The organism is Terriglobia bacterium (assembly GCA_020073205.1).
In the GTDB taxonomy this organism is placed as follows: Bacteria; Acidobacteriota; Polarisedimenticolia; order Polarisedimenticolales; family JAIQFR01; genus JAIQFR01.
This window is the reverse complement of the sequence record JAIQFR010000064.1, coordinates 26,386-36,511: the sequence shown is the minus strand read 5'-3', so window position 1 is coordinate 36,511 and position 10,126 is coordinate 26,386. Positions and strand designations below refer to the sequence as shown.

Below are 10,126 nucleotides of genomic sequence, written 5' to 3'. Positions count from 1 at the left end.
CGGGCGGGCCGGCCTGCCCTCGGGCTCGCCGGACGGCGGCCCGGATCCGGGCCAGGAGCTCCCGCGCGGAGAACGGCTTCGCCAGGTAATCATCGGCCCCCAGCTCCAGCCCCAGCACCCGGTCCGCCTCCTCCCCGCGGGCGGTCAGGACCAGGATCGGTACGTCGGAGCGCTCGCGAAGCTGCCGGCACACCGAGAGGCCGTCCAGCCCCGGGAGCATCAGGTCGAGGAGTACGACGTCGTAGCGGCGACGCCGGGCCTCCTCCAGACCACGGGCGCCGTCCGCGACGTGCGTGACGGCGACCCCGTGGCCCGAGAGGTATTCGGCGGTCAGCCTCGCCAGGCGCAGGTCGTCCTCGACGAGGAGCGCGGCCAGGATCGGCTCGGTGGTCACGCTCGAATGATAATCACTTCTCCCCGTGCATCGCCTCCAGCCGCTCCGTCAGCACCCGCCTCTGCTCGGGGGTCAAGGTGTCGTGAACTTCCACCACCCCGTCCACCGCGGCGTGGAGCACCCGGCGAAGGTCCTCCATGCGCGTCCACCAGCGCGTGCAGGCGGGCGGCGTCCATCCTGTCGGCGTCCCACTGCCGCTTGAACTCCTCGTGGGTCGCCGCGTGCTCCGCGTGCAGGGCCTGGGCCTGGGACATCACCCGGTCCTTCACCGCCAGCACCCGGCCCCGCTGCTCGTCGCTGACCCCGAGGCCGTCGAGCGCCCCGTCCACCAGCCAGGCCACCATCTGGGGCACCGCCAACGGGCCTTCGGCGCCGTGGGGCCCGTGTCCGCCGTGTCCGCCGTGGTCCGCCGTCCCCGCCACCGCCACCAGGCCGACGGCCAGCGCGAGGCCCGCCGCACCCAGGATCATCGTCGTGGTCTTCATCGGAACCCTCCGCGTTCGGGCCGCGGCCCCATGCCGCCGCCCACGGGATCGAGTGTGCCTCGGGGAGGTGCGGCAATCGTGCAGGACATGTGCGGAAGTGTGCGCGGGAGCCTCGCGGGCGCTCCTTCGAGTCGATCGCGGCGGGATGGGCAGACTCGGATCGGTCACGCACCGGTGGCCGCCAAGAGACGATCGGACCGGAGAGGCAGGCCGCCCGCCGCGGATCGGACCTCGTCAGCCGCACGCGGATCCGCCGCAGGTGCAGTCGAGGCACCCGTGCTCGGCGCAGGTGCCGCAACTGCGCTCGACCTGACGTCGAAGCGCCTCGCGCGCCCGGAACAGCCGCACGGAGGCGTTGTTCGGGGTGACGCCCTTCTCCCGTGCGAAATCCTTCACGCTGACGCCGTCCAGCTCCACCCGGTGGAGCGCCTCCGCGTACTCCGGCTTCAGCGTGTCGAGCAGCGCCGTGGCGCACTCGCAGACGGTCTTCATCAGCTCGGGATCGACCGACGGCTCGGCCCCGGCCGCGGCATCGTCGAAGATCCGCCGCTCGGAGCTTCGCCGGCGCCAGTGGTCGGCCAGCGCGTTGCGAAGCGAGCGGTAGAACCACGCGACGACCGACTCCTGATCGCGGAGCTGGCCCGCACGGGCCAGGCCGCGCACGAAGGCATCCTGCAGGATGTCCTCCGCGACGTCCCGCGAGCCGACGCGACGCTCGAGGAACGCGAGGAACCGGCGGTGGTTCTCGACCAGCACCGCGACGATTCCCGGCGACACGGCGAGCGTCTCTGGGTCGGGCGGGCCTGCGGCCTGGCTCCCATCCATGAAAGTGCCTCCCGGACGAACGGAATCGGGGCCCCGCGACGAGGATACGCCGCGGGGCCCCGAGAGCGCTTCAGCACCCACAGTCGCACCGGGTCGGCTGACCGGTAGACCGGCCGTCCTCGCAGCAGGCCGCCCGGACCAAGGGCTCGGTCTCTGGGCGGAGGACGCGGGGGGAGCAAGTGCAGGCGGTTCCGCAGGAGCAGAAGTCCTGGGTCGGGTTCGACATGGGGAGCTCCTTTCCTTTCGAGGCGTTTCACCGGGTCCGCCTTCGTGGTGGTCCCGCTTCGGCGCCGCTCACCCATGCGGACGCAGAGGTGCCGCGAGTCTTACACCCTCGGTGGACCTCCCCTCAGAATCCCACGGCCTTGGGGCCATGGAGGTTCGAGCCCTGTCCCCGACATCGACGTCGCGAGGACTCCCAGGCCTATCTCCGCTCTCCATGCTTCTCACCCAGCCGCGACTTCAGCCGTTTCGCCCAACTCAGCGACACTGCGATCTCGCGCCGTTCCGAAACCCCTCTCGGCGGGCGGGCGAAGAGGAACCGGTCGTGGACCGGGTCGTACTCGTACTCGCGGAGCGAGCTTTCCGTCGGTGTCGGGGGCACGTCGAAGAGGGGCTCGGCCGGTCCGATCGAGAGGTCGTCGCCGCGTGCGGCGAGGGGCACGCGCATCAGGATCTCTCCGGTTACGACGAACAGCTCGCGTTTGTCCCGTCCCCAGCGGACGCCGCCGCCCTGGTTGTTGGTGAGCTGCCAGCTTCCTCCGCTCCCGTCCAGGCGCCGCAGGCACACCTCCTCTCGGTGCGTCCTGTTCGTCACGTCGGTGAGCCACTTGCCGTCGGGCGACAGGGTGCCGGCCATTTCGTACCCCCCGCCCTCGGCGGGGATCTCCCGGGACGCGGCGGCGCCATCCACCGCGGCGAGGTGCAGGCGGCCGTCCCGCTTCCCGAAGTCGCTGTAGATCACCTCGCGACCGTCGGGCGTGACGCCGGTGACGAACACGGGATTCGCGGCCCGGGCGATCTCGCACTCCCCGCCCGCGCCGTCCAGCCGGCGCACGACGACCGAGTCACCCCCTTCGGAATTGGCGCGCGGGTATACGAGCCGAACGCCGTCGGGAAGCCAGACGCCGAGGCCGCTCTGACCGCCGTGGGTGAGCCGGTTCATCGCGCCGGTACGGAGGTCGACGAGCCACAGGTCCGAGGCGCCGCCTCCGGACCCGGATTGGACGAGGGCTCGCAAGCCGTCGGGAGAGACCCGGAAGCCCAGATGAGGCGGGCGGAGGCTTCCGCCAAAGCGTGAAGGCGAGGGCGACCACGGCCACCGCGGCGAGAACCCGCGCGATGAGCGCTGCCCGACGCGCCGGTGCCCGACCCGGTCGGCGACCCGGTGGCGAGCCGCTCGGGCTCAGAGGAGAATCGGAACGCTTGGAGGATGTGGGAGGGGGGTGGGCGGCGCGACGCCCGGGTCCGTCACCGGACCTCGGCCTCGGATCATGGGCCCGAACGTCGGGCCCGGCGATCGTCGAACAGGAGGAGACATGGCACCCTCGATATCGCGCGCGCGAAGCGCCGCTCGAGGCGTATGGATACGAGCGGGCGTGCTCGGCGTCGTTCTTCTCGGGGCGCTCTCGGCGGGTCGCGCGGCGCAATGCCCCGACGCGGACCACGACGGCTACGCCGCGTGCACCGTTCCCGGATGCGACCCGACGGGCCTTCTGTGCGGCGATTGCGACGACACCCGTCAGGAAGTGAATCCCTCCCGGGTCGAGGTCTGCAATCAACGGGACGACGACTGCGACGGCATCACGGACGAAGGGTTCCCTTCGCTCGCCGCCGGCGTGCGCGTCACGGATCCCACCGGCGCGGCGGGCGATCGGTTCGGGAGCGCGGTGGCGGGCATCCCCGATGTCACCGGCGACGGGCGCCCCGATTTTCTCGTCGCGAGCCGGCTCGACGACAGCCCGACGATCGACCGCGGGAGCGTGACGCTCTTCTCTGGCGCCACGCGGACGGTCGTGTGCCGGATGATCGATCCTCTCGGCCTGTCCGGGGACTCTCTCGGGTGGTCCCTGGCCGTGACGCCGGACCTGAACGGGGACGGCGTTCCGGACGTCGTCGCGGCGGCGCCGTTCGACGACAATCCCAACACGCCGAATTCCGGAAGCGTCGTCGCGTTCAGCGGCGCGAACTGCGCCTCGATCCGGAAGTGCGTCGATCCGAGCGCGGCGAGCAACGACTTCCTCGGCTTCGGAAACAACCCGGGAAATGTCGGCGGAAACAATTGGTATGGCGGGGGCGTGGCGTCCGTGGGGGACCTCGACGGCGACGGTGTTCCCGAGATCGTCGCGGGTGTTCCGTACAGGAGCGGCGCGTTCTCGCAGCAGGGGGAGGTGATCGTGTTCTCGGGAGCGACCTGCGCCGTCCTCCGGCGTTTGCAGGACCCGAGCCCGTCGACGCAGGCGTTTCTCGGGGCCGCGGTCCTGGGAACGCCCGACCTGACGGGCGACGGGGTTCCCGACATCGTGGCCGGGGAGCCGAACGACGATACCGCGGGAGTCAACGCGGGCTCCGTGCTCCTGTTCTCGGGAGCCGACGGGAGCTTCGTCGCCCGGATGCTCGATCCCCAGGGGGGCGCCGACGACAACCTGGGCCAGGCGCTCGCCATCTACCCCGACATCACCGGCGACGGCGTCGTCGAGATCGTCGCCAGCGCGCCCTTCGACGACACCCGGTCGGGGGTGACCTCCGACGGGAGCGTTCTCCTCCTCGACGGGCGTCTCCACACGCGCATCTCGAAGATGACCGACCCGGCCAGCGCTTCCTCGGATTGCATCGGGCTCTCGCTCGCCGTTTGGCCGAACCGGACGACTCCCGGACGACCGTGGATCGCGGCGGGAGCTCCATTCGACGACACCTCGGCCGGAAACGACGCCGGCTCGGTGCTCGTCTTCGACACCGGCACGGGCGCCGTGGTCCAGCGAATCACGGACCCGGTCTCGGCCTCGGCCTTCGACCAGTTCGGCTCCACCGTCTCGGCCTCCGTCGACCTCAGCGGCGACGGGGAGCCCGATCTGCTCGTGGGCTCGATCAGCAAGGATCTCCTGCCTTCTCCGGGACAGGACGCGGGGATCGCTTCGATCATCGGGACCGAGGCGGATTGCGACGGTGACGGGTTCACGCCCTTGGGAGGCGACTGCAACGACGCCAGCGCGGCGCAGGCCCCGGGGCACGTCGAGCTCTGCGACGGGGTCGACAACAACTGCGACGGCTCGATCGACGAGCCCGGAGATGCCGACGGCGACGGTGTCACGAACTGCGCGGACAACTGCCAGCTCGTCGCCAATGCGAGCCAGGCGAACCAGGACGGCGATGCCTTCGGGGACGCCTGCGACTGCGCGCCGGCCGATCCCACGAACGCGCCCCCATTGGAGATCGGCGGCAGCCTCCGCCTCGGCCGGTCGGGAGGGGTGGCGAACCTGGCCTGGGACGATGGGGGCTCGGGCGGCACGTTCGTCGTCTACCGTGGCGAGGAGCCGCCGCCGGGCGCGCCGTGGCAATACGACGAGACCTGTCTGGGCACGGCGAGCGTCCCGTCGCTCTCGGATCCGAATCCGCCTCAGAACGCGGTCGCCTGGTACCTGGTCGGGCGGCGCGGGTGCGGGGATTCGGTCATCGGCCGCGACGGGACCGGGGCTCCGGTACCGGTACCCAGCACCTGTCCGTGACTCGCGCTCGTCGGTCCGAGGCGGGGCTTTTCGTCCCTCGCTCGATGCGCGAGGCTCCGGCGCTGGATCGTCGTGCGGTAACTCCGCCGCCAGTAGCCCGGGGTCCCCGACGAGATCCTCGACCTCGAGCTCGGGTGCAGTCTGTCCCGTCGGCGTGAGCGGCTCCACCGAACCCCTCGCTTCGCATGGTAGACTCTGTGAAATGTCCGCCCCGAGCACCTGCCCGAACTGCTCGAGTGTCCTCCCTGTCGGGAGTCGCTTCTGCGGGTCCTGCGGTCAGGCGGTTTCACCCTCGTCCGCGCTGCCGACGGAGAACCTCCAGCGCGGCGCCGGCCCGGCGGCGCGGCGCCCGGTCCCGTCTCACTTCGGGCCGGCGGAGGCGCGGTTCGTTCCCGGCGTCGTCCTCGCCGGCCGCTACCGGATCGTGGGCCTGCTGGGCAAGGGGGGCATGGGGGAGGTCTACCGGGCCGACGACTTGAGGCTCGGGCAGCCCGTCGCCCTCAAGTTCCTGCCGCCGGGGTTCGACGCGGACCCGGAGCGTCTCCAGCGCTTCCTCAATGAAGTGCGGACCGCGCGCCAGGTCTCCCACACCAACGTCTGCCGGATCTACGACGCCGGCGAGGCCGACGGGCACCATTTCCTCTCGATGGAGTACGTAGACGGCGAGGACCTGGCATCGCTCCTGCGCCGGATCGGGCGCCTTCCGAAGGACAAGGCGATCCAGATCGCGCGGCAGCTCTGCGCCGGACTCGCGGCCGCGCACGACGTCGGCGTCCTGCACCGGGACCTGAAGCCCGCGAACGTCATGATCGACGGCCGAGGGCGGGCGCGAATCACCGACTTCGGCCTCGCCGGGTTCGCCGGGGAGATCGGCGGCGAGGAGATCCGCTCCGGAACGCCCGGCTACATGGCGCCGGAGCAGCTCGCGGGACGGGAAGTCTCCGTGCGCAGCGATCTCTACTCGCTCGGACTGGTCCTGTACGAGCTGTTCACCGGCAAGCCGGCCTTCAGGGCGTCGTCCTCCGGCGAGCTGCGGCGCGTGCAGTCCGAGACGACGCCCGCGTCTCCTTCCAGCCTGGTCGAGGGGTTCGACCCGGCGGTGGAGCGAGTCATCCTTCGCTGCCTGGACGCGGATCCGGCGCGCCGGCCATCCTCGGCCCTTTCGGTCGCCGCCGCCCTGCCCGGCGGCGATCCGCTCGCGGCCGCCCTCGCCGCGGGGGAGACGCCGTCTCCGGAGATGGTGGCCGAGGCGGGAGACCGGGGCGCGGCGTCGCCGGCGCTCTCCTGGGGCGCTCTCGCCGTCTTCATCCTGGCCGTCGCCGCCGTGTTCGCGCTGGCGCCGCGCACCTCACTCGTGGGGATGGTCCCGCTGGACAAGCCTCCCGAGTTCCTGCAAGAGCGCGCGCGGGAAATCCTGGCGCAAGCCGGCCACGACCGGAAACCGGCCGACAGTCTCTTTGCCTTCGAGGCGAATCGGCACTACCTCGAGGACGTGCTCCGCCGTGAGGGCGCGGGCGTCAACCGGTGGGACGTCCTCCGGTCGGCCCCGCCCAGCGGGATTCGCTTCTGGTACCGAGAGAGCCCGCGGGAGCTGGCGCAGATCAACGGGGCCACGATCGGAGACTGGCTGACCGATCCTCCGGACCTTACGCCTGGAATGGCGCGGGTCGGTCTCGATCCCGATGGACGCCTGATCTCGTTCCTGGTCGTTCCGGGAGAGCGAGCCACGCCGGCACCGGCGCCGGCCGAGCCGGACTGGGGACCACTCCTGCGAGCGACCGGCGTCGATGCGACCACGCTGGCGCCTTCACAGCCCGAATGGGCTCCGCCGGTCTTCGCGGACCGGCGCGCCGCCTGGACGGCGTCTTGGCCGGGCAAGCCGGAGATCCACCTGAGGATCGAGGCGGCCGCGGCCGGCGGGAGACCGGTGTCGCTGCGGGTCGTCGAGCCCTGGACCCGCCCCGCGGAGGAGCCTCCGCCGCCGGAAGGCTTCTGGCATCGAGTCGGGCGGCTCGTCAACACCGTCTGGTTCATCGCCGTCGTCATCGTCGCGGGGATCGTGGCGCTACGGAACGTTCGCCGGGGCAGGGGAGACCGGCGTGGCGCCCTCCGGCTCGCGCTCTACCTCGGAGCCGCACGCATGACGTGGTTCCTCGGAGCGCACCACGTGGCGTCGGCCTCCGAGCTGGACCTCTTCATCGGTCATCTCTCGTACTCCATGCAGCGGGTGGGGCTCGCCTACGTCTTCTATCTGGCCGTCGAGCCGTATGCCCGGCGGCTTTGGCCGCGGATGCTGGTCTCGTGGGTGAGGGTGCTGGAGGGGCGCTTCCGGGATCCCCTGGTGGGCCGCGACCTCCTGATCGGAAGCGCGGCCGGCGCGCTCGGCACGCTCCTGGGGCACCTCTCGATGCGTATCCCGGAGGCGCTCGGCGGCGCACCGGCGCTACCGCTCTGGAACGCGTGGACCCTCGAGCCGCTCCGAGGAACCGTGCCGGCTCTCGTGGCCTTTGCTGGCATCCACACCCAGCAGTTGTTGGAGATGATCTTCCCCGTGACGACGCTTCTGATCTTCCGGCTGCTGCTGCGACGCACCGGTCCGGCGCTCGTCGCCGTCTCTCTGCTGGCGCTGGTGCTGCTCTACCCCGACTCGGGGAGCATCCCGGGGTACATCGTGGCGACGCTCCTCTTCCTGGCGATCTTCTGGCTGGTCCTGTTCCGGGCCGGTCTGTTGGCCCTCGCGACCATGTTCTGCGTCTCCTCGCTGATCGACCAGATGCCGCTCACGCCGCACCCGGCCGGCTGGTATCTGGGGGCGATGCTCCTGGCGCTCGCCTTCATCGCTGCCCCGGCGCTCTACGGGTTCTGGACTTCGCAGGCGGGACGGCCGATCTTCCGCGACGAGATCCTGGAGCCGGCGGCCGAGCGCTGAGCGATCCCGGATCCCGCTGAGCCGACCCGAGCCTGCGCGCTCACGTCGGAGGCAACCGATGGACACCGCCACTCTCCTCGATCGAATCCGCCGCGGGCGCACCGACCTGATGGTGGAGCTCCTGCGGCATCCCGACTGGCGGGCGCTCCTCCGCGAAGGCGAGTACACGCCGCTCCAGTGGTGCGTCTACTACAACGATGTCACCGCCATGCGAGCGGTGCTCGCCGCCGGCGGCGACCTCGGCAGCATCGACCTGAACGAGGAGCTCGGCCATGCCTCCTTCTTCGGGCACTGGAAGGTTTGCGACTTCCTCATCCTCCACGGCGCCGACGTGAACCACCGGACAGAGAGCGGCGAGACGCCGCTCCACAACGCCCTCGCCAAGGCGGGGCGGCCCTACTTCCTCTACGTGGTGCGGCTCCTGGTGGAGCACGGCGCCGACGTGAACGCGCGCACGGTTGCGGGCAGGGAGACCGCCGCCTTCATGCGCGACGTGCGCACCAAGAGGGAGACGCCGCTCCATCGCGCGGCCGCCTACGCCGACGCGGCGACCCTCCGGTTCCTCCTCGGCCACGGAGCCGACCGCGAGGCCCGCGACGCGAACGGCGACTCGCCGCTCACCTGGGCGAGCGAGCACCAGCGTCCGGGCGCGATCCTCGCGATGCTGGCGTTCCCGCCGCACCGCATCGGCCTGGGAGCGCGGACCACGATCACCAGCGACCACGGCGCCGGTTGGGGCAACGGGATGGAGTGGCATTTCCTCGGCGACTACCTGCCGGAGAGCAACACCCGGTCGTAGCGACGTCCGGCGGAAGGTGGCGAGCGTCGCTACCCCATGTGATCCTCGCAAGCGTGGATCGGCTTCCTCGCCGACCTCGATGCGTGCTCCTCACCGCTCGTCCGATTCCGCCAGCGCCTGCAGCTGGTCCAGCGTCGCGGTCCAGCCTTGCTTCGCCCCCCTGGTGTGGGGCTCGGTCTCCGGGGTGAGCGCCGAGAAGGTCTGGCGCACCGTCAGCTTGGTCTTCTTCCCCTCCTCTTCGAAGGTGACCGTCGTCCGAATCTGATCGACCGGCCCATAGGGGAATTCCCCCGTCCAGACCAGCCTCGAGGGCGGCACGATCTCCCGGTAGACACCGGTGAACGGGTGCTCCACGCCCTCCGGGGCGCGCATCGCCATCCTGAAGCGGCCGCCGGGACGGAAGTCCATCTCGCAGAGCGGAAGTGTGTAAGGATGCGGCGCGAACCAGCGTGTGAGCCGCGCGGGCTCCGACCAGGCCTCGAAGACCCGCTCGCGCGGCGCGTCGATGAGGCGAGTGATGACGATCTCGCGATCGGTGTCGTTCGGAGTGTTCTTGTCGGCGGTCATGTCAGGGGTTCTCCTCGAGATAGCGCTCGAGGGCGTCGAGGCGATCATTCCAGAATCTCCGGTGGTGCTCGATCCAAGCTTCGGCCTCCCTCATCCGCTTCTGCTCCAGGCGGCAGCGGTGCTCGCGCCCGTGCTTCTTCCGCGAAAGCAAGCCGGCCTTCTCCAGAATGCGCATGTGCTTGCTGATCGCGGGTGCCGAAACCTCGAAGGGCTTGGCGAGCTCCGCGATGGTCGCCTCGCCCGACGACAGGCGCGCGAGGATTCCGCGGCGGATCGGATGCGCGAGGGCGCCGAAGGTGAGATCGAGCTGACGTCGACTATAGTTAACCATAAGGTTAAGTATGGATCATGCCTCGGAGGACGTCAAGCCCTCGCCTTCGACGCAGCGATGCACCGGCTTGA

Annotated in this window: 9 protein-coding genes; 3 read left to right on the top strand and 6 right to left on the bottom strand. The window is 70.7% G+C overall.

The window, feature by feature from the left end:
* The 4 genes from LAO51_13535 to LAO51_13520 form a co-directional block, all read right to left on the bottom strand.
* Positions 1-394 (bottom strand): response regulator (locus LAO51_13535; GenBank protein ID MBZ5639763.1); only part of this gene is annotated, 394 nt, incomplete at its 3' end.
* On the bottom strand, positions 391-879 hold the full coding sequence (locus LAO51_13530; protein ID MBZ5639762.1) for a hypothetical protein: 489 nt from the start codon (positions 877-879) through the stop codon (positions 391-393). The genes LAO51_13530 and LAO51_13535, both read right to left, overlap by 4 nt.
* Before the next feature lie 234 nt (positions 880-1,113).
* The gene (locus LAO51_13525; protein MBZ5639761.1) at positions 1,114-1,704 is read right to left on the bottom strand and encodes an RNA polymerase sigma factor; all 591 of its coding nucleotides are present in this window, start codon (positions 1,702-1,704) and stop codon (positions 1,114-1,116) included.
* Between the two features lie 424 nt (positions 1,705-2,128).
* Positions 2,129-2,944, bottom strand: coding sequence for a hypothetical protein (locus tag LAO51_13520; GenBank protein MBZ5639760.1), 816 nt, complete (start codon positions 2,942-2,944; stop codon positions 2,129-2,131).
* Between the two features lie 358 nt (positions 2,945-3,302).
* On the opposite strand from LAO51_13520, the gene LAO51_13515 reads away from it, so the two are divergent.
* From LAO51_13515 to LAO51_13505, 3 genes are all read left to right on the top strand, one after another.
* Positions 3,303-5,429, top strand: a complete 2,127-nt coding sequence (locus tag LAO51_13515; GenBank protein MBZ5639759.1) for a hypothetical protein — start codon at positions 3,303-3,305, stop codon at positions 5,427-5,429.
* Positions 5,430-5,631: 202 nt separating this feature from the next.
* Entirely contained in the window at positions 5,632-8,358 is a 2,727-nt protein-coding gene (locus LAO51_13510) for a protein kinase (protein ID MBZ5639758.1), read from the top strand.
* A gap of 58 nt (positions 8,359-8,416) precedes the next feature.
* Positions 8,417-9,157 carry an ankyrin repeat domain-containing protein gene (locus LAO51_13505; GenBank protein MBZ5639757.1) on the top strand — a complete coding sequence of 247 codons (741 nt, stop codon included), beginning with the start codon at positions 8,417-8,419 and terminating at the stop codon, positions 9,155-9,157.
* A gap of 90 nt (positions 9,158-9,247) precedes the next feature.
* Here the strand turns inward: LAO51_13505 and LAO51_13500 are convergent, their stop codons facing one another.
* Complete coding sequence (locus tag LAO51_13500) at positions 9,248-9,724, bottom strand: SRPBCC domain-containing protein (protein MBZ5639756.1); 477 nt, start codon at positions 9,722-9,724, stop codon at positions 9,248-9,250.
* Position 9,725: 1 nt separating this feature from the next.
* Positions 9,726-10,055, bottom strand: a complete 330-nt coding sequence (locus LAO51_13495; protein MBZ5639755.1) for a metalloregulator ArsR/SmtB family transcription factor — start codon at positions 10,053-10,055, stop codon at positions 9,726-9,728.
* Between the last annotated feature and the right edge of the window lie 71 nt (positions 10,056-10,126).